We start from the raw sequence: 20,766 nt of genomic DNA on the forward strand, positions 1-20,766 counted from the left end.
CAAGCAATTTCCCGGCAATGCGCGCAATCCACAGCGAATGACCGCAAATGATCGTGATTGTCTTCAACCAGGTCGATTGATCCCATGCTGACGAAGCTTGCGGTACAGCGTATTGCGGCTAATCCCCAGACGACGGGCAACTCGCGCGACATGCCAGTGTTCAGCTTCAATCAAGCTGAGCAGAGTTTGCCGTTCGGATACGCCCAGTGGATCGTCAACAGGTTGGTCGTCACTTGCGGGCAGTAACTCGTGCACGTCCTCCAGCGTGACCCGGCCTTCCACTGCCAACGCCACCAACGTACGCAAACAGGTGCGCAGTTGCCGGACGTTGCCCGGCCAGGGCTGCGCCAGCAAGCGCTCTCGAACTCCCGCTTGCAGCCGCACAGTGGCGCCCGCCGCTTCTTCGCGCAGCAGCAGGTCGAGCAGACGGCCCCTGTCGGAACGCTCGCGCAGCGGCGGCAGTTCCACGGCGAAACCGCCAATGCGATAGAACAGGTCCTCGCGCAGGCGTCCGTCGGCCACGCAGGCTGGCAGATTCTGGTGACTGGCGCTGATCAGGCGTACATCAAGCGGTCGCGGCGTTGCGCTGCCCAGCGGCACAACCTGGCGCTCTTCGAGCACGCGTAGCAGACGGGTCTGTAGCGCGAGGGGCATGTCGCCGATTTCGTCGAGAAACAGAATACCGCCATGGGCCTGCTCAAGCTTGCCGACCATGCCGTCCTTGCGCGCGCCGGTGAAGCTGCCGCCGCGATAGCCGAACAGCTCGCTTTCAATCAGCGTCTCGGGGATCGCCGCGCAGTTGATCGCGACAAACGGCTGGCCGGCGCGGGAGCTGGCGCGATGCAGCGCTGCCGCAAAGGCCTCCTTGCCGGTGCCGGTTTCACCCTGCAGAAACACCGGCACGTCACGCTCCAGTACACGCAACGCGCGAGCGAATCCGCGTTGCAGGCGCGGGTCTTCCAGGCACACGCGCTCATCCTTGATTGGCGGGACAGGCGCAAGGGTCAACGGCGCGGAGCGGATCGGTTCGCGCAACTGGCCGTAGAACAAGCGCCCGTCGGCCAGGCGCATCGGCCAGCAGACGTGCGCCTGAGCACTGGCCTGTTCGAGCAACTGCTCCATCGGCGTTTCCAGCAACATGGTCAACGACTGCCCGACCATCTGCTCGCGGCTCAGGCCCAACAGATCCAGCGCCGCCGCATTCACCGAACAGATCCGCGCACTCTCGTCGAAGCTGAGCAGGCCTTCACCCAGCAGCCCGACAAACCCGGCGTCGGGATGAAACCGCAGCAAATAGCGCTGCGGATCGTGGCCAAGGAAAAAACAGCTCTCGATCAACCTGGCCGACAGATTGGTCAGGGCCATGGCCTTGAAGCGTTGCTCAAGGCTGCTTTCCTCGCGCACGGAGGACAGGTTGAGCACCGCGAGCAACTCACCGCTGGCGTCGAATATCGGGCTGGCCGAACAGGTCAGGCCGACGTGCTGGCCACGGAAATGCTCGTCGCGGCGAATGGTCACGTGCTGGCGCTCGACCAGGCAGGTGCCGACGCCGTTGGTGCCCTCGTGCTCCTCGCTCCAGACCGAGCCGAGCCACAGCCCGGAGCGCTGGAACTCGCCGCGTTCGGCTTCGTTGAACACGCTGTCGATCGCCACGCCGCGCGCATCGGTGAGCAGCACGACATGGCCGTCACGTCCCAGTTGCTGGTGCAGGCTGTTCATCTGCCAGTGCGCCACGGAAATGATGTGTTCCAGCGGCGCACGGTGTTCGCGCAAACGCGCCTGTTCGAGCACGTCCGGCGCGCGGCGGCTGGCCGGATCGAGCTGGTATTGATCCAGGCAGCGCCGCCACGAACGGGTGATCGCCAGGTCTGCCGCCGCGCTGTGGCTGGCAACAGAGCCCTGCACCGCTTGCAGTACCTGGCGCGCGTGGGCGTTGATCGAGGCCGGTTTCATTGTTGTTGTTCTCCGCTTCGGTGAAGACACGGGTGTGTCCGCAGCTTAGATGAAAAGCTCGTTGCGGGGGAATTTCGCGCCGAGTGACACAGTGTCATCCGCGATTCTCGAATTTGTGACATGTCGCCTCCGCCAAGCCTTGTCGGCCTTTGCATCAAATGCTCTGGCCCGCGCCTTTCAAGGAGATGGCCCAAGCCTTGCTCTGATGCCATGGCTTACCAAAACAACAAGATCGGGAGTGGCCCCATGAACATCGCTATTGAAACCCCTTTGCAATCGCCAACAGCGCAACTTGCGGCCTGGGTCGAACGCCTCGGCGAACGTCTGGCGCAACGAGATGTGGACGGCACGCTGGAGCTGTTTGCCGAAGAATGCCACTGGCGTGACTTGCTGCTGTTCAGTTGGAACCTCGTCACTCTGGAAGGCAAACCGGCGATTCGCGACATGCTCGAAACACGCCTTGAGCAGACCCGGCCCGAACGCTGGCAACTCGAAGGTGAAGCCACGCTCACCGATGGCGTGCTTGAAGGCTGGATGAGTCTGGAAACCGACTCGGCGCGCGGCAAAGGCTATGTGCGCCTGAAAGACGGTTTGTGCTGGACGCTGCTGACCACCATGCGCGAACTCAAAGGCTTCGAAGAACCCAGCGGTCGCCGCCGGCCGATGGGCGCGAGCCACGGCCATGCCCACGCTGACAAGCGCAACTGGCTGGAGCGCCGCCGCGATGAAGAAGCGGCGCTGGGCATCACCACGCAACCGTACTGCCTGATCGTCGGCGGCGGTCAGGGCGGGCTCGGCCTCGGCGCAAGGCTCAAACGCATTGGCGTACCGACGCTGATCATCGACAAAGCCGAACGCCCCGGCGATCAATGGCGCGGCCGCTACAAGTCGCTGTGCCTGCACGACCCGGTCTGGTACGACCACATGCCCTACCTGCCCTTCCCCGACCACTGGCCGGTGTTCACCCCGAAAGACCAGATCGGCGACTGGCTGGAGATGTACACCAAGGTCATGGAACTCAACTACTGGCCGCGCACTGAGTGCCTCGGGGCTACGTTTGACGAAGAGACTGGCCGCTGGACCGTGGAGGTCCTGCGCAACGGCGAGCCCGTCACCCTGCAACCGACGCAACTGATCCTCGCCACCGGCATGTCTGGCGTACCGAATGTGCCGGTGTATCCAGGCGCCGAAAACTTCCAGGGCCAGCAACATCACTCCAGCCGTCACCCCGGCGGCGATGCGTGGAAAGGCAAGCGCGCAGTGGTCATCGGCGCGAACAATTCAGCCCACGACATCTGCGCCGATCTGGTGGAAAACGGCACCGAGGTGACCATGGTGCAACGTTCGAGCACGCACATCGTGCGTTCGGACAGCCTGATGGAACTGGTTTTCGGCGGGCTTTATTCCGAAGAGGCGCTCGAGTCGGGGCTGACCACGGACAAGGCCGACCTGCTGTTCGCCTCGATTCCGTACAAGGTCATGCCACAGTTTCATCGGCCGATCTTCGACGCGATCAAGGAGCGCGACAAGGACTTCTATGAACGCCTGAGCCGGGCGGGTTTCATGCTCGATTTCGGCGACGATGAATCGGGTTTGTTCTTGAAATACGTACGCCGTGGCTCGGGTTACTACATCGACGTCGGCGCCTCGGAACTGATCGCCAACGGCACGATCAAGCTCAAGAGCGCGCCGGGCCTCGGTGTCGAACGCATCGAAGCGGATGCGGTGGTGCTCACCGATGGCAGCCGCTTGCCGGCCGATCTCATCGTTTATGCGACAGGTTATGGCTCGATGAACGGCTGGGCCGCGAAGCTGATTTCTCAGCAAGTCGCCGACAAGGTCGGACGCTGCTGGGGCCTGGGTTCCGGCACCACCAACGACCCCGGCCCGTATGAAGGTGAACTGCGCAACATGTGGAAGCCGACCCAGCAGCAGAACCTCTGGTTCCACGGCGGCAACCTGCATCAGTCACGACACTATTCGCTGTATCTGGCGTTGCAGTTGAAAGCCCGTTTCGAAGGCCTCGACACCGATGTTTATCGCCTTGCAGAGCGCCATCATCTGGGCTGATTCCTCAAGTGGTCGTTCGTCGGTGCGCAGACCAAGCGCACCGGCGAACTGGAAAGTGCGTGCTAGGGTGTCTAGCCCAAGCACGTTTCAATCCAGGAAAAATGAGGAGGATTCATGCCACTTCATCCCATTCTGTTCATGGGCGGCTCCGGCGCCATCGGCCATCAGACGGCCCGCGCATTGCGCGCGGCGCATCCCGACGTCCCCTTGCTGATCGGCGGGCGCGACCTCGCCAAGGCTGAGCAAACCGCCGAGCAAATTGGCAATGCCCAGGGTGTGGTCATCGATGCTCGCGCAGAAGATCTGGGGCTGGGTGATCGCCCGGTCAGCGCCATCGTCCTGTTCTACATGGACCACGCCCTCGCCGGACTGCGCTTTGCGCAAAAGCGCAAGGTTCCGCACTTGAGCATCTCTTCCGGCGTATTCGAAATCGCCCCGCAGATCGCCAGTTTCATCCACTCGCCCGACGCGTCTCCCATTGTCCTCGGCTACGAATGGATGGTCGGCGCGACCACGGTAGCGACGCTGCACATCGCCAAAGCCTTCGCCCGCGTGCACGACATACGCATCCACGCACTGGTCGACGAACAGGACGGCGGCGGCCCGACCGTGGCCGTCGATTTCGAGCACCTGAACAAAATGCTGCCCGCCGCGCTGACCCGCCGTGACGGCGAATTCATCTGGCGCGAAGGCGACGACGCCAAGGTCAGCTTCCGCGCCGTCGACGGCACAATCATGCAGGGCGCCGGCTTTTCCTCGATCGACGTCACCGGCCTGGCCGCCGCCACCGACGCCCCGAACGTCGAGTTCAACCTCGCCAGCGGCGTCAGCTCGACCCGGCGTCAGGGCCAGCCGATGTCGACGGAAATACTCATCGAACTTGAAGGCACTGATCACGATGGCCAGCCATTGCGCACCCGCCACGCCGTTGTTCACCGATCAGGCGCAGCAGCGTTGACCGGGCTCAGTGTGGCCATGCTGCTGGAGCGACTGGTTGGGCTGAATGGGCAAGCGCCTGTGAGGCCCGGGTTGTATTTTCCGTATCAGTTGCTGGACGCACAGGTGTTTTTGCAGCGGCTGGAAAAAGACGATGGCGAGCTGATCGAATTGGACGTGTGACCCCTCTGGACAAAGGCTGGTCAATTTTGTCCGAGCGCCTGTACGACACGCTCCGCGATGGCGAGACAGCTCGTCAACCCAGGAGATTCGATGCCGAACAGATTAACCAGCCCCGGCACTCCATGCGCCGATGGGCCACTGATGACAAAGTCCGCCGCCGGCTCGTGTACGGCGTTGATTTTCGGGCGGATGCCGCTATAGGCCGGTTCCAGGCTGCCATCGGGCAGGCCGGGCCAATAGCGGCGAATCGCCTGATAGAAACCTTCGGCCCTCTGAGGATCCACGCGGTAATCAACCTGATCGATCCACTCGACATCCGGTCCGAAACGCGCCTGCCCCCCCAGGTCAAGCGTCATGTGCACGCCGAGACCCGCAGCTTCGGGCGCGGGATAGATCAGATGGCGAAAAGGTATCCGACCGCTGAAGCTGAAGTAGCTGCCTTTGCACAACCTGGCCAACGGCACATGTCGCGAAGACAGACCAACGATGTGGCCCGCAAGCCGGGGCGCAGACAAGCCTGAACAGTTGATCAGCTCGCCACAGCTGACGTTCATGGGTTGCGCGCCGCCGATCTGCAACTCAAAACCCTGCGGGCGACGACAGGCCGATTCGAACGGCGTGTTAAAGGCAAACGAGGTGCCCGCCGCCTCGGCGTCTGCCTGCAGGGCAAGCATCAAGGCATGGGAGTCGACAATTGCAGTAGAGGGCGACCAGAGTGCCGCGATACATGACAACTCAGGCTCCAGTTCCAGCGCCTGCCGGGCGCTGAGCAGTTGCAGGTCGTTGACGCCGTTGCGCCGTCCCTGCTGCCATAAGCGCTGCAATGCCCCGCACTGCGCGTCATCGGTTGCGACGACAAGCTTGCCCAGAGGTTGGCACGCTACTGCGTGCGCTTCACAAAAGGCATACAGACGATGCCTGCCGTCGACGCACACTTGCGCCTTCAAGCTGCCAGTGGGGTAGTAGATGCCAGCGTGAATGACTTCTGAATTGCGCGAGCTGATGCCCGTTCCAATGCGTTCACCCGCCTCCACCACAACCACTTCACGGCCGCTCAAGGCCAGGGCCCGGGCGACAGCCAGCCCGAGCACTCCGGCGCCAATCACAACACATTCGATATCGACGCTCACCGTCTCACCGCGCGTTCAAATTGCTTGATCAGCGTGACGACCTTTTCCACGTCGCCATCCGACAAATGATGGTGACAAGGAAGTGTGATCATTTGCCGGGACAGGCGTTCGGTTGTGGGTAACGCGATGCGTGGCTGACTACTCAACCATGCCTTCTGCCAATGAATGGGCACCGGATAATGAATGGCCGCTTGCACATCGTGCTCTGCCAGATAAGCCTGCAGCTCGTCACGATGCGTGGATTGCACGACATAGTGATAGTAGGCATTTCCCGGTTTGCCGCCCCCCAGGTCGGCGCCCGTGCGGGTTGTCGAGAGGACGTCATCATAGAACGCGGCAATTTCCACGCGTCGCTTCAGCCACTGATCCAGATACTTCGCTTTGATGTTGAGTGCTGCGGCCTGCAACGAGTCGAGTCTGGAGTTGATGCCGAACCGGATCGATTCGTTACGGTTTTCCAGGCCGTGATTGCGTGCAATCCGCGCGTACTCGGCAATTCCCGGATCGCGAGTCACCAGCATCCCGCCGTCACCCAGACCACCGAGCGTCTTCAAGGGATGCATGGAAAACGCTGACGCATCAGCGCAAGTGCCGACTTGCCGGCCATCGATCGTAGTGCCGATCGCCTGAGCGCAATCCTCGATCACGGCAACCCCGCGCGAGCGGCACAGGTCGATGATGGGGTCGATATCCAGAGGGCGTCCGCGCAGATAGACAGGAATCACGGCTTTGGTCCGATCATTCACAAGTGGCGCAATCGTCTCGACGCTCAGGAGTTCATCGTCACCCACATCTGCCAGGATCGGCCGGGCACCAACAGCAACAATGGCTCCGACTGTGGCAACAAAGGTATTGGCGCAGGTGATCACCTCGTCACCGGGGCCGATATCGAGCGCGCGCAATGCCAGAAACAGCGCATCCGTGCCTGAATTGAGGGCAACGGCGTGCGCGCCGCCACAACGATCCGACATCCATGACTCGAACGCCAGAACCTGATCGCCGAGAATGAACTCGCCCGATTGCAACAGCTCCCGCCAGCGTTCAAAGATCTCGCCACAGAGATCCTGGGCCTGTTCCTGTACGTTATTGCACTTGATCATTACGCGCACTCCCTGGCATGAACATGATGGACGTCAGGACGATCAGCAGAGTGCCAACCGCGCTGATGACGGCGGTCAACGCAAGCGTCTGGGAATAGCCGATCATCCCGCCGACTACGCCGCTGCCCAGATAAATGAACGGGTGCACACCACTGGTGACAAAGGTATCCACCGCCACGACTTTGCCCAGATCCTTTTCGGGCGACAGTGTCTGCATGGCGGTTGCCCAGCCGGTGAGCCAGGACGCTTCGACGACACCGACGCACGTCGCCCCCAGAATAGCCATCCAAGCCGCCGTCCCCAGCCCGAGTAACGCCATCGCTCCGGCCAGGAACAACCCGCATACCACCGCAAGCCCGACCAGGCGTTCGTGCCCCGAGGCCAGCACGGTGACAACCGATCCGAGACAAGCGCCGAACCCTGATGCTGCCAGGCAATATCCCCACATTTCTTCGCTGAAACGAAGACTGATCGCGTAGGGTGCAACGACCAGAAAAATCGGAAAACACAGCACGTTCACCACCAGCGTCGCCGCAAACCCCAGCAGCAGCGTGGCGTTACGGCTGACCACGGTGATGCCCTTGAACGCCTCGCGCAGGGAGAACTCTTCTTCGGATTCATGACGGCCGACATTCGGTAACTGAGCGGTGTAAATCGCCGCGCCGAAGAAGGTCAAGCCATCGATCAGTATCCCCCAGACCGGATCCCACAAGATGATGAACACGCCCAACGTCGCCGGAAACAGAATGGCGACCAGGTTATCGATGAAGTTCATCGCGCCGTTGCCCGCGACCAGCGCCTTTTTCGGTAACAGGCTGACCAGCAGCACCTGAGCGCAGGGCCGAGAAACGCCGATGCCGATGCCGAAGATCAGATAGGCCAGCACCAGCCAGCCCCAAGGCGCACCGGTCAGAAGCAGTGCGACGGCGGCAAGCTGCGCCATGCCTCGGGCCGTATCGGTGTAGATGAGCACCTGTCGAGGCGACTTGCGATCCGCCAGCATGCCGCCGGCCAGAGCACCGATGACGGTTCCGATCCCGACTGCGGCCATGATGAAGCCAAACACATCACCACCAAAACCGTCCCGTATCAGCGCTATCGGCAGCGCCGCCAGACAGATGGCGTCGCCGGCCATCGACAGACCCTGGCCGATCAACAACTTGCGAAAGGGCAAGACCCGCAGCGCATCGTTATAGGGGGATAAGCGTTTTTTGATAGAGATCATCGGTGCCCCTCCTTGAGGCATATATATCCATCCTGGCCATGTTCTGTTGCCAACTGCCGGCCGCCCTCGCGGATTTCCAGCTCATCGTCTCCGATTACGGAAATGCGCAGACGCCGGCCCCGAAACTCAAGGGTGAAGTGGTAGGCATCCCAATCGGCGGGCAACCTCGGGCGGAAGGCCAGTTGGTCCGCAACGAGATCAAGTCCTGCCAGCCCTTCCACCAAGCCTTGCCAGGCTCCGGCATAGGCGGAAAGATGCAGGCCATTGCTGTAGTCGTCGAGCGGAGTGAAATCCAGGTTGTAGCGGCTGGCCCGAGCAATGAAATCGGCACTGATCGACGTCTTGCCCAAGTGCGCGGCGACAACCGCGTGCGGGCCGTAGCTCAATGACGATTCATGCACCGTACGCGGTTCATAATATTGGAACGCTGCGCGTTTCACGTCTGTTGAAAAATCTTCTGGAAACATCGACATCAACAACACGATGTCGGCCTGTTTGACCACCTGCGACGCGAAATTCTGCAGGTTCTCTGCGCTCTCCCGTTCGGCCTCGTCCGCAAACTGCGGTCCGCGCTTTTTGTCGGAACGCAGCTGCGTGTCAGGTAAGGCGGCATAACCCTCAAACTCTTCAGGAATGACCACCCCACCCACAGTGATCCAGGGCAGAAAGACGTTATCGGCTATCGACTGCCAGCGCCTGGACTGTGCCTCGGGCAATCCCGGAAAGCCCGGCCGGTCGCACAGGGAAAGCGCTGACCGGAGACACCAGCGCAGCATGTAATTGGTAAAAAAGCTGTTGTCCACATGATAGTGGTATTCGTCCGGCCCCATGACCGATTCAACGACATACGCCTGACGACTCTCGGACCACTTGAACACGGACGCGGCGAAACGGGCGCACTCGAGCAGCATTTCAAAGCCGCGAGAGATCATGAACGCATCGTCACCGGTGACCTTCCAGTATTTGTTCACGGCATAGCAAACGTCTGCCGAAATGTGGAGCACCTCATGGACACTCCACTCTCGTCGAATGTCCTGTTCGGGATACGCCAGCACATAATGGGGACCATTTTCCCGCCCTCGATCATTGGCTGCTTCCGGAAAACGCGCTCCCTCATAGCCACTGGCCCGAGCAAACTCCCGTGCTTGTTCCAGACAGTGGTAGCGATAGTCAATCAACGCCCTGGCGACGCCGGGTTCGTTCCAGATCCAGAACATGCACTTGTGCAGTTCGGTATCGAAGAACGTCGCTCCGGAGTGATATGTGCTGGTCAGGCCGCGCGCCGGCGAGAGCGTTCCCCGCTCGGGGGGCGCGACTCCCACGCCGTGCTGCAGCAATTGAAACATCGCGTACTTGATGCCCAGATCGATACGTCTCTGCGCGGTTTGAACAGTGACGTCATGCTCGCTCCAGATCTTGCTCCATCGGCAAAGATGGCTGCTCTGGATATGGGTCATATCGAAGTCGCCAGAAAGCGCGTCGGGCATACTGTGCTCGCCATCGATTGCAACCCGCCAATGCGTGGCGATGCGATGCTGCAACACCGAGTTGAAATCCATGGTGACGGAAGCAATACAACCCTGCAGGCCGTGTCGCCAGCAAACAACCGAACTCGCCGCTGTACCGGACTGTTCGACACGTACGTCGTAGCGCAGCCGATACTCTGCGGCATCGACATCCACAGTGAAGGCCGTTCGATCGACAACACTTTGCCCAAAACGGTAATGTCGGGCGGTCAGCCAGTCACTGGTGCCCAGGTATTCATTCTCGGCACTGCCATCCACGCCGTAATCCAGTCGCAATCGGTGCGCACCGGTCGGCTCGCCCAGTCGAGTCAGACTGATGCGGGTCGACACGGCGCTGTCATCAGGAGCATCAATGAACTGATCAATCGTCAGCTCATAACGGACGCCCCGCAGTTGGAACAGCTCGCGGCTGCTGACTGTCGCCTGATCCATCGCCAACACCACCGCCGGTCCATCGCCTGATGGCTCGAGAGGTTCGCCCGTGTCCACATCGTAGAGGCGCAGGACTGCCGGCGCTGGCAAAGAAATGATCTCCCGCGAAACGCCGACCCCGGGTGCATAGACCCCCGCGCAGAGCAGTTGCGTGCGCCGTGTGCGCGGCGAGGCACTGGGCACATGCGGGCGCACGCCGATCAAGGGATTGGCCAGCATTGCCACGCAGGCTGCGAAGGACGATGTCCGCGGCTCGATACCGACGATATCCTCGCACTCTTCTCCATAAGCGATGGTCAGCACGACGTGTCCCCCGACGCCTGGTACGACCAGTCGTTGTGCAGCATGTTGCGCACATTGTGATAGCGGGTGTCGGACAGCACATCGTCACTGTCGTTGAAGTTCCCGGATTGCCACTGCTCGCAGATTTCCACGATGGCATCCCTGATTGAATAGATGAACTCGAAACCCAGTGTCTGCTGCACCCGTCGCGAATCCAGACGGTAAGACCGAACATCATCGCTGCGGGTAGTGGTGATCGGCACGTTGACGAGGAAGTAGCGATCGACAACCTGTTTTACCTGATCGGCTATCTCGGTCACCGTGTGGTTTTCGTAGCCGACGTTGATTGCGGTTCCGCAGACTTCGTCCAGCGATTCGCGCTCCACGAGCATCGTATACAGCCGGGTCAGATCGCCGATATGCACATTGGGGCGGTATTGGCTGCCGCCGAACACGGTAATTTCACCGCGCGCCAGCGCACTGGCGGTAAGGATATTGACGGTCAGATCCAGGCGCTGGCGAGGCGACCAGCCGCACACGGTAGCGGCTCGAACCGCGACGGTTTCAAAGGATGCATCAGTGAGCCCGAACAGTATTTTTTCGCCGTCAGCCTTGAAGCGGTTGTAGTCGGTGATGGGCACGCAGGGTTGGCGCTCATCGACAAATGGTTCTGTATTGACGCCGTAGACACTGGCTGAGGATGCATAGATAAAGCGCCGGCAGCCAAGGCGCTTTGCACTGCTCATGAGATGCGGCAGACAATCGATATTGATGGACTGGCCGAGTTCGGGTGCCGAATTGAAACTGGGATCATTGGCCACTGCGGCAAGATGGACAACGGTGTGCATCCCCCGAAGCGACTGCTCGACGAGCAGCGGATCGCGAATATCGCCCTTTATGAATTCCAGTGCCGGATGGTTCATCACGCCCTCCAGGCCGTTGCCGAAATAAAGCGCATCCAGTACCCGGACCCGGTAACCGGCAGCCAGCAGTTTTGGTACCAGACGCGAGCCAATGTAGCCCGCACCGCCTGTAACGAGAACAGCGGATTGATTATTCATGGTCCTTCCTTGGGATGGGTTTGCCAGGGGGTATTCATCAAGCGATGACAGTATTGATGCCTGTGGATGAGCAGCCTTGGGCTCAAGATCATGCCGGCGGATCTGCCAGGCATGGAGCCCCAGGCCACAGGCCAGATCCGTTGCATAGGGACTGTCGTCAATCAGCTCGACATCCTGCGGATCGCGGCTTCCGACCAGTTGTTGAATCAGCGCTTCGCGGCTCTGACCGGGCGCCTGTCGGGTAATCGATAATCTGGATTCTTGCCGCAGACTGGAGCGCTCGATAGCCGCCTCGAACAATTGCGGCGCATTCAGAGACGCCGTATAAAACATCACTGGCTGTGCGGCTTGTGCAATACGTTCCAGCAATCGCTTTGCGTCCTCGAACAGCTCAGTGCCTTGGGAGAGCTGTAGAAATTCCTTTTGTTTGTGCTGCGCCAGTTCGTCTGCGCTGAGCGAGCCGGTCATTTCAGCACCGATGTCATCGGTGATCAGCGCCAGCAATCGTGAAGCGCCTTCCATGCGAGGACGTCCGGCAATGTGGTCAATGTATTCGCGCTGAGTCAGTTGTTTGCCGGCAAGTCTGTGAGCGGCGTTGCTCCACGCTTGAAAATGCGGCGTGTCGATCATTGTTCCGTCGAGGTCAATCAGCAAAAGTTTCGACATGATTGCTTACCTGTCATCTGTGCGTGGACATGACGAGCCGGGCGATTCTGGACGTCGAGTCGAATATCTTGTCGTCCGTCAAGATCATTCGCCCCCCTGCGCTTTCAACCAGTGCGCGCTCCGCCTGAAGTCTCACGTCTGACCCGTCACTGTAATCCGCACCCTTGAAATAGAGGTTGGGACGTAGCGTCTTGATCATCAATTCAGCAGTGGGTGTGTGATTTACGATGACATGATCGCAATAGCGAATAGAGGCAAGAAACTCTGCGCGTTTTTGATCGGGGAATACCGGCCGGTCCGCTCCTTTATTGACATATGGGTCGGCGGTAACTGACACGAACAATCGATCCACCATTGTTCTGGCACGTTGCAAATGATAAAGGTGCCCAGGATGTACGATGTCGAAACAGCCGTGACAAAGACCGATAGTCAAACCTTTTTCGCGGCAATAAACCGCCTCATCCTGCAATGCAGTGATGTCACTTAAAACGCCCATGATTATTCATTCCTTTGAGATAAGAGATTTAGCCATGATGTTCAGGTGTTCAAGTTCTCCCCAGTAATCGGGAAGCTGCCCGACGATTTGAAAACCATTGCGTAAATGAAAACGGTAGGCTGCACGTTCTTTGTCAATATTTCCTATATCCAGACATAACCATGTCTTTTCATTTGCCAGAGCATACTTTTCAATTTCGTCATATAACAACGAAGCCACCCCGTATCGACGGTATTGGCTATCAACAATCAACCAGTCTGCCCACAGGACATACTTCGAGGGGATCGGACCTGCGGCGCAGCCCATCGTCCCGATCACCCGTCCGTCTACTGTGGCGACAAATCGCCCCCCCTCAAATTGAGGATTGGCAAGTTCATTGGCAAATTGCTGACCCGCAGACTCGGTAAGATCCTCGCCAGAGGCAATCTGGGCGACCAACCCCAGAACAGCTTCCATGTCAGCCTTTGCAAATCGCCGCAGGCGAATCTTCGTAACAGGTTCATTTGGCATGGTACTGAACCCTCTTGAGTGCCGAATCAAGCCGCTCACAGGCGTCCGCCAACATTTCAGCCGTATGCGATGCACTCAGGGTGACAGGCTCCGGGCAATAACTGAGGGGCATCAAAAAGCCATACAAGTTGTACTCACGGGATAGCAGGGCGAACAACTTCTGGGCAAAGTCGATCGGGTAGAAATGCTCTATCTCCCTCATGGTTCGAGGACGTTCGGAGGTTCCGATGTGGACGCCGATTCGACCGCCGTACCCATCGATATGACAGGGTATGTGGTGTTTATCGAAAACGTCCCTAAGCCCGGCTTTCAAGCGCGATTCCAGGCCGGCGATGTGGCGGTGCACCGCTCCATCCTGCAAATGCTCGATGGCGGCAAGCGCGGCGGACACGGACAGGTATCGCCCCGTATTGGTCCCGCTGACCTGAACAGGGCCGCGTGGTGCGATTACGTCCATGTATTCGGCTTTACCGGCAATACCCGCGATCGGCATGCCGCAGCCGAACGCCTTGCCGAAGGCGGCGATGTCGGGTACGACGCCGAAGTCCTTTTGCGCACCACCAATGTTTGCGCGGAAACCGGTGAGCACTTCGTCGAAGATCAGCAGCGCGCCCTTACGGCTGGTCAGCGCACGCACATTTTGCAGAAAACCTTCATCCGGCCTGATGCATCCGATATTCAATGCAACAGGTTCCAGGATCACCCCTGCCACATCGTCCTTGTATTTTTCAAAAGCATTTTCCAGCGCTTCCAGATCATTCCATGAAACCGAAACCGTCAAGTTGCCGAATTCGTCAGGAATTCCCACAGTGCCCGATAAACGTTCCAGTTCTCTTCCCGCCAATAACGCGCCAGAGCGCGGTGAAGAGTCCACGTTCCAGGTCAAAGAGTCATTCAGCCCATGAAAATGCCCTTCGAACTTGATGATGATGCGTCGACCGGTAACGGCACGGGCGATACGCGTCGCATACATGGTCGCTTCCAGTCCGGAGTTGACCAGCCGCAACTTTTCGGCGCAGGGGACGACCGCACAGAACCGCTCACTCAACAAACGATGTTCATCGGTCTCATACTGCTGAAGAAAGCCCCGCTCCAGTGCCTTGAGAATGGAGTTTTTGATGACCGGACTATCGTGCCCCAACAGGCAGGATCCCCAGCCCATAATATAATCATCGCGCCATTCGCCCGATGACAGCTGAACGCGCGCGCCGGCGGTATTCTGCACATTTATCGGCCCGACTACCGACAAGTGATTCCATCCCGATAGAACATTGCCAACACGTGTTTCCTTTAAACAATCCATGACGACTGACTCTCCCTTTAAAAAGTTTAGAGCGAACAAAGTCCAATACCCAGGCAAATGAAATTCGCCATGGCATTCGAACAAGATTCGATCGTGCGATACGCAATAACGTAGAAAGCAGCGCAGCAAGTTGGAGAAAAAACTAGCCCCGCCATCTACGTCGCGTCAATTTAAAAAATAAATGGCCGCCTAACAGCTTGTTTGCCAATGAAAACTGTTTTTCTTAAGAGAAAGTCGCGCAAAACATCAGGCGCATTATTTCAAACAGATATAAATGAATTTTCGCACTTATATTTCAGCAAGTTAGCCACAGCAAAACGCATTCTTTCAATGACGGGAAAATCTGATCCGCAAAATTCGCAAACAACTGTGATGCTTATTAATCACATCCTGTATAAGCGGCGGACTTGGTTAATGACGAGAGTCAACTCCGCACACTTGAAAATCTCCAATAGCCAAGAGAGAGAGTTAGTCGCGGATAGCAAAAGGCCCGTCATTGACGGGCCTCTTTCAAACCTGACCTTATACCGAACGCGAGGGTTGAACCTGCCCCCTGTTCTCAGGCCGAATCCTGAACCAGATCGCATACATCGCCGGCAGAAACACCAGCGTGATGATGGTGCCAACAAACGTGCCGCCGATCAGCGTGTACGCCAGCGTGCCCCAGAACACCGAGTGGGTCAGCGGAATGAACGCGAGAATCGCCGCCAGCGCGGTCAACAACACTGGTCGCGCTCGTTGCACTGTCGCTTCGACCACGGCATGGAACGGCGCCAGCCCTTCCTGCTCGTTGTGATGGATCTGCCCGATCAGAATCAGCGTGTTGCGCATCAGAATCCCCGACAGCGCAATCAACCCGACCAGCGCATTGATGCCGAATGGCTGATTGAAGATCAGCAGCGTCGGCACCACACCGATCAAGCCTAACGGCGAGGTGAGGAATACCATGATCATCGCTGAGATCGAGCGTACCTGGACGATGATGATGAGCAGCGTCATGGCGATCATGATCGGCAGCAATGGCAGGATCGCTTTGCCGGCCTTGCCGGATTCTTCGATGGCGCCCGCCTGTTCAATCCGGTAGCCGGAAGGCAGGTTTTCGATGATCGGCTGCAACTGCTGGATGATTGCGCCGGAAACGTCCGGTGGCTGCAAACCTTCGGCGATGTCACCACGCACGGTGATGGTCGGCGTGCGATCGCGGCGGCGCAGGATCGGGTCTTCCATGCGCACTTCGACCTGGCCGATCTGCGACAGCGGGATGCGCTGCCCCGCTGCGCCGACCAGGGTGAAGCCTTCGATCTGTGCCGGGTCCAGGCGGATATTGCCCGCCGCACGGCCAACGACCTGCACGGAACGGATGTCCTCGCGCACCGCCGTGATCGGCACGCCGCTGAGCAGAAATTGCAACTGCTGGGCGACCGCGCTGGACGTCAGCCCCACCGCCTGCAAGCGGTCCTGATCCAGGTTGAAATGCAAAGTCGGCGTCAGCGGCCCCCAGTCAGTGTTGACGGTTCTCATCATCGGGCTGTTCTGCATTACCGCCCTGACCTGCTCGGCGATGTCGCGCAATTTCGCCGGATCAGGCCCCATCACCCGGTAGGCCACCGGGAATGGCGAATATGGACCGAAGACAATTTGCGTCGCCCGAACCCGCGCCTCTGGAGCAAGCCCTGCGGCGACCGCTTCGCGCAAACGCAACTTGAGGGTTTCGCGAGCGTCCTGGTTGTCGGTCAGCACGACGATTTTGGCGAACGACGGATCCGGCAACTCCGGCGCCATTGCCAGGAAAAACCGTGGTGCACCCTGACCGATATAGGCGGTGACGATTTTGGCTTCATCCTGCTTGTGCAGCCAGGCTTCGACTTTGGCCGCCGCGGCGCTGGTCTGCTCGATGGACGTGCCGTAGGGCATCTGCACTTCGATCATCACTTCGGGGCGGTCAGAGGTCGGAAAGAACTGCTTCTTCACCAGCCCCATGCCTGGAATCGCAACGGCAAACAGCGCGACCACCGCACCGGCCACCAGCCATTTGCGCGTGATCACCCACGCCAGAACGCGCCGGAAACGGTTGTAGCGCGGCGTGTCGTAGATTGCCGCGTGCCCGCCTTCGACTTTCTTGATGTCCGGCAACAGCTTCACGCCCAGGTACGGCGTAAAAGCCACGGCGACGACCCACGAAGCAATGAGCGCGATGCCGACAATCCAGAACATGTTGCTGGTGTATTCGCCCGCCGTTGATTGCGCGAATCCGTTGGGCAAAAAGCCAATCGCCGTCACCAGCGTACCGGCCAGCATTGGCGCTGCCGTATGACTCCAGGCATAAGCGGAGGCCTTGATGCGGTCGTAGCCCTCTTCCATCTTCACCACCATCATTTCGATGGCGATGATCGCGTCATCGACCAGCAAGCCGAGCGCCAGAATCAGCGAGCCGAGAGTGATCCGGTCAAAGTTCTTGCCGGTGGCCGCCATCACCACAAACACGATCGCCAAGGTCAACGGCACCGCCGCCGCAACCACCACGCCGACACGCCAGCCCATGCTGAGAAAGCACACGAGCATGACCACCAGCAGCGCGACAAAGAACTTGACCATGAACTCGCCCACCGCCGAGTCGATATTCACTGCCTGATCGGTGACTTTCGACAGCGTCATGCCCAACGGCATTTCCCCGTTGATCCTGACTGTCTCGGCATCCAGCGCCTTGCCCAGATCGAGACCGTTCCAGCCCTCGCGCATGATCACGCCGAGCAATAACGCTTCTTCGCCGTTGTTGCGCACCAGGAAGGTCGCCGGGTCTTCGTAGCCGCGTTCGACCGTGGCCACGTCAGACAGCTTGAGTGTTCGGCCCTGAGCGACAACAGGCGTGTCACGGATTTTCTGCAACGTGTCGAACGCGCCGTCGACGCGCAAAAACACCTCTGGCCCTTTGGTTTCGACCGACCCGGCGGGTGTCAGCACGTTTTGATTGTTCAGCGCGGCGAAGAGGTCCTGCGGCGACAAGCCCAGCGTCGCCAAGCGATCATGGGAAAACGAAACGAATATCCGCTCGGCCTGCTCGCCGATGATGTTGACCTTTTTCACCCCCGCCACGTGCAACAGGCGCTGGCGTAACGTCTCCGCGTCGCGTACCAGCAAGCGCTGCGGCTCGCCCTTGGCTTTCAAGGCGAACAGCGCGAAGGTCACGTCGGAGAACTCGTCGTTGACCATCGGCCCGATGACACCCGCCGGCAGCCTGATCGCTTCATCGTCGAGCTTCTTGCGTGCCTGGTAGAACTCTTCCTGCACTTGCGATGGAGGTGTGCTGTCGAGCAACGAGACCATGGTGAATGCCAGTCCCGGGCGCGTGTAGGTTTCCGAGCGGTCGTACCACTTCAGTTCCTGCAAGCGTTTTTCGAGGGGTTCGGCGACCTGATCCTGCATCTCTTGCGCGGTCGCTCCCGGCCACGCGGTGATGACGGTCAGCTGCTTGACCGTGAACGGCGGATCTTCCGCCCGGCCCAATTTGAAGAACGACAGGACGCCGGCCACGGCGATGAGAAAAATCAGAAACACCGTGATCGCACGTTGGCGCACGGCGATAGCGGAAAGGTTGAACCGGCCCTCGCTCATGGACGACTCCCGGCAATCTGGCCGTCGTCGCGGGCAAGCAAGCGCACTTCTTCGCCATCACGCAGCAGATGCGCGCCCAGCGCGACAATCGGCTCACCGACGTTGAGCTGGCCAGCGACACGGGCCGAATCATCGCTCAAGCCCAGCACCTCGACCGGGCGCCAGCTCACTGTCGCCGGAGTGCCGGCGATGACCCACACGCCGGGGCCTTTGCCCGGGTTGTAGATCGCGGCGACGGGCACTTTCAGCGTCTGATCTGGCGAAGAACCCTGAGCAATTTCGACGGTGACCGTCGAGCCGATTGGCGCATTGGCCAACCTGCCTTCAAGCACATAGCGCGCCTCAAAAGTACGAGTTGTGCTGTCAGCCGAATCGGAAAGCAGACGCAGTTTTGCGCTGACGGCAGCCGACGTATCGCCATACAGTTTTGCCTGAGCGGTTGAGCCCGGCGCGGGGCGCAAGGTCTCGGGCAGATGGACGATGGCCTCCCGCTGACCGGCCCGCGCCAGCCGCACCACCGGTTGTCCCGGGCTGACGACTTGCCCGGGTTCGGCGAGGGTTTCCACCACCACGCCATCAGCGTCCGCCAGCAAAACCGCGTAACCCGAGGCGTTGCGCGCTACGTCCGCTTGCGCCACAGCGGCATTGAGCTGCGCCCTGGCGGTGTCAGCGGCGGCTTTGAACTGATCGTAGGCCGATGCCGAAATAGCGCCGGCGGCGACGAGTTTGCGATTGCGTGCTTCGTCACCGGCTGTCTGTATGGCTCGGGCGCGAGCGGCGCTCACCGCTTCTTGCTGGGCTCGCGCCTGCAGGCCGAGGTCGATCGGGTCGAGGCGCATCAGTGGCTGGCCACGCTTGACCGTCTGACCGGTATCAACCAGACGCTCGAGCACCTTGCCCGAAACGCGAAAGCCCAGATCGCCCTGGGTGCGCGCAGCGACGACGCCGGTGAATGATCGAGACCCATTTTCTGCCGGTTGCACCGTTGCCGATCTGACAATCGGCGCCAAGGTACGTGGATCTTTTGCGCTGGAGGAATCCCCGCACGCCGTCAGGGCCAAGGGCAACAAACATACCGCGAGGGGGAAAGGTCGGAGCCGGCGCATGGAATTCCTTCACTGAAAATAGGATGATCATCATATTCTCAATCTTGTGACCGATGTCGTCAACAGTCACAAAGTCGCCGGCCCGACTTTCAGCGCTTAATCAGAACCGATAGCTGACAGAAGTACCGAGCCCGCTGGCGCTGTTCTTGTATTTCGCGCTGTACGAACCCCGGTACGCAGCACTGAAATAACCAAACTGCGGCGGCCATGTTGCCCTAGTGACCATGCCAGTCAAGAGTCACAAACAGAACAGCGGAAATGTCGTTGCGTCAGGAACAGGATGGGGTTGGGACGACTGATCCGAGTATTCGGATCAGCAGAGGGTCAAGGCATCAAGCTGCGCAGGATGAGGTTCGAAGTCAGCGTGGGTGCCACTTCGATGAAATCGAGGTTGTGTTGCAGCATCAGTGGATTGACGAAGGGCCTTAGCGCCAGGTGAATCGATTCGACCGTCTCGTCCAGCGGCGTCCTGCGCTCGAACTCACCGGCCTCGCGCCCTTCACGGACAATGTCGGTGATAAAGCGCTTGATCTGCGCATCGTAACGCTGCGCACTTGGCCAGTTCTCACCCGCTGCAAACGCGGCAATGTCATAGAGTTTGCGATCGTTGAAGAACAGATTCACACCCGTGGCGATCACAGTTTTCACCAACCGGCGGAAACGCTCGGTGGGCGTTAGTTCTTCCTCGTTTATCGCCTCCTCGACCGCCGCAACGATCTGCCCCAGACAGTTCGCGCAGATGGCTTCGCCAATCGCCTGCTTGGAATCGAAGAATTTGTAGATGTACGCCTTGGAGAAACCGATGGCCTTGGCCAGATCGGACACCGTGGTCTTGGCGTAGCCGTACTGGCTGAAATGCTCGTTGGCCGCCGCGACAATCTGATCACGAATGTCGTGATCAACGGGACCACGCGGGCCGGGGAAGGATGGGGAAACTGAGGACTGATTCATGTCGGCAGCTTACTCACCCGCCCGCCGACTGACAACGTGTGACTCATTCTGAAAAACACCACCCATCCACTGTGGGAGCGAGCCTGCTCGCGAATACGCCCGCCCAAACAACACCAATTCCCCAAGCTGCTGCACTACCCGGCCTTACTGATCGCAGAAAAATTGATACGAGAAAAGCCATGCAGCAACATCCCGACAATGATCAGCGCCCCCGCCCGCAACCA

The 20,766-nt window shown here is 59.4% G+C and carries 14 protein-coding genes; 2 read left to right on the top strand and 12 right to left on the bottom strand.

Annotation, left to right across the window (positions count from 1 at the left end; translation table 11 throughout):
- Positions 1 to 63: 63 nt before the first annotated feature.
- Positions 64 to 1,953 carry a sigma-54-dependent Fis family transcriptional regulator gene (locus D8U70_RS18420; RefSeq protein ID WP_130929462.1) on the bottom strand — a complete coding sequence of 630 codons (1,890 nt, stop codon included), beginning with the start codon at positions 1,951 to 1,953 and terminating at the stop codon, positions 64 to 66.
- Positions 1,954 to 2,199: 246 nt separating this feature from the next.
- Here D8U70_RS18420 and D8U70_RS18425 point away from each other — a divergent pair, with 246 nt between their 5' ends.
- Positions 2,200 to 4,023 (top strand): NAD(P)/FAD-dependent oxidoreductase, encoded by a 1,824-nt coding sequence (locus D8U70_RS18425; RefSeq protein ID WP_130929463.1) that lies wholly within the window; start codon positions 2,200 to 2,202, stop codon positions 4,021 to 4,023.
- Between the two features lie 114 nt (positions 4,024 to 4,137).
- The gene (locus D8U70_RS18430) at positions 4,138 to 5,142 is read left to right on the top strand and encodes an NAD(P)-dependent oxidoreductase (protein ID WP_130929464.1); all 1,005 of its coding nucleotides are present in this window, start codon (positions 4,138 to 4,140) and stop codon (positions 5,140 to 5,142) included.
- Between the two features lie 20 nt (positions 5,143 to 5,162).
- Here D8U70_RS18430 and D8U70_RS18435 read toward each other — a convergent pair whose 3' ends face one another.
- The 11 genes from D8U70_RS18435 to D8U70_RS18485 all read right to left on the bottom strand — a co-directional run bounded on the left by D8U70_RS18435 (position 5,163) and on the right by D8U70_RS18485 (position 20,542).
- Positions 5,163 to 6,272, bottom strand: a complete 1,110-nt coding sequence (locus D8U70_RS18435; RefSeq protein WP_073474932.1) for an NAD(P)/FAD-dependent oxidoreductase — start codon at positions 6,270 to 6,272, stop codon at positions 5,163 to 5,165.
- Positions 6,269 to 7,372 carry a DegT/DnrJ/EryC1/StrS family aminotransferase gene (locus D8U70_RS18440; RefSeq protein ID WP_130929465.1) on the bottom strand — a complete coding sequence of 368 codons (1,104 nt, stop codon included), beginning with the start codon at positions 7,370 to 7,372 and terminating at the stop codon, positions 6,269 to 6,271. Before D8U70_RS18440 ends, D8U70_RS18435 begins: the two co-directional genes overlap by 4 nt.
- Positions 7,356 to 8,597, bottom strand: coding sequence for an MFS transporter (locus D8U70_RS18445; protein WP_071171989.1), 1,242 nt, complete (start codon positions 8,595 to 8,597; stop codon positions 7,356 to 7,358). The genes D8U70_RS18440 and D8U70_RS18445 overlap by 17 nt, the downstream gene beginning before the upstream one ends.
- On the bottom strand, positions 8,594 to 10,858 hold the full coding sequence (locus D8U70_RS27865) for a glycoside hydrolase family 65 protein (protein ID WP_206663051.1): 2,265 nt from the start codon (positions 10,856 to 10,858) through the stop codon (positions 8,594 to 8,596). Before D8U70_RS27865 ends, D8U70_RS18445 begins: the two co-directional genes overlap by 4 nt.
- Complete coding sequence (locus D8U70_RS18455) at positions 10,852 to 12,564, bottom strand: NAD-dependent epimerase/dehydratase family protein (RefSeq protein WP_130929466.1); 1,713 nt, start codon at positions 12,562 to 12,564, stop codon at positions 10,852 to 10,854. Before D8U70_RS18455 ends, D8U70_RS27865 begins: the two co-directional genes overlap by 7 nt.
- 13 nt (positions 12,565 to 12,577) lie before the next feature.
- Complete coding sequence (locus D8U70_RS18460; RefSeq protein WP_039758830.1) at positions 12,578 to 13,060, bottom strand: adenylyltransferase/cytidyltransferase family protein; 483 nt, start codon at positions 13,058 to 13,060, stop codon at positions 12,578 to 12,580.
- A 6-nt stretch (positions 13,061 to 13,066) separates the two neighbouring features.
- Entirely contained in the window at positions 13,067 to 13,570 is a 504-nt protein-coding gene (locus D8U70_RS18465; protein WP_039758832.1) for a GNAT family N-acetyltransferase, read from the bottom strand.
- Positions 13,560 to 14,873 carry an aminotransferase class III-fold pyridoxal phosphate-dependent enzyme gene (locus D8U70_RS18470; protein WP_130929467.1) on the bottom strand — a complete coding sequence of 438 codons (1,314 nt, stop codon included), beginning with the start codon at positions 14,871 to 14,873 and terminating at the stop codon, positions 13,560 to 13,562. The genes D8U70_RS18465 and D8U70_RS18470 overlap by 11 nt, the downstream gene beginning before the upstream one ends.
- Before the next feature lie 522 nt (positions 14,874 to 15,395).
- Complete coding sequence (locus D8U70_RS18475) at positions 15,396 to 18,485, bottom strand: efflux RND transporter permease subunit (RefSeq protein ID WP_130929468.1); 3,090 nt, start codon at positions 18,483 to 18,485, stop codon at positions 15,396 to 15,398.
- Positions 18,482 to 19,591 (bottom strand): efflux RND transporter periplasmic adaptor subunit, encoded by a 1,110-nt coding sequence (locus D8U70_RS18480; RefSeq protein ID WP_130929469.1) that lies wholly within the window; start codon positions 19,589 to 19,591, stop codon positions 18,482 to 18,484. Before D8U70_RS18480 ends, D8U70_RS18475 begins: the two co-directional genes overlap by 4 nt.
- A gap of 324 nt (positions 19,592 to 19,915) precedes the next feature.
- Positions 19,916 to 20,542, bottom strand: a complete 627-nt coding sequence (locus D8U70_RS18485; RefSeq protein WP_122507016.1) for a TetR/AcrR family transcriptional regulator — start codon at positions 20,540 to 20,542, stop codon at positions 19,916 to 19,918.
- Positions 20,543 to 20,766: the final 224 nt, after the last annotated feature.

The sequence above is a fragment of the Pseudomonas sp. Sample_20 genome (assembly GCF_004307585.1).
Taxonomy (GTDB): Bacteria; Pseudomonadota; Gammaproteobacteria; order Pseudomonadales; family Pseudomonadaceae; genus Aquipseudomonas; species Aquipseudomonas atacamensis.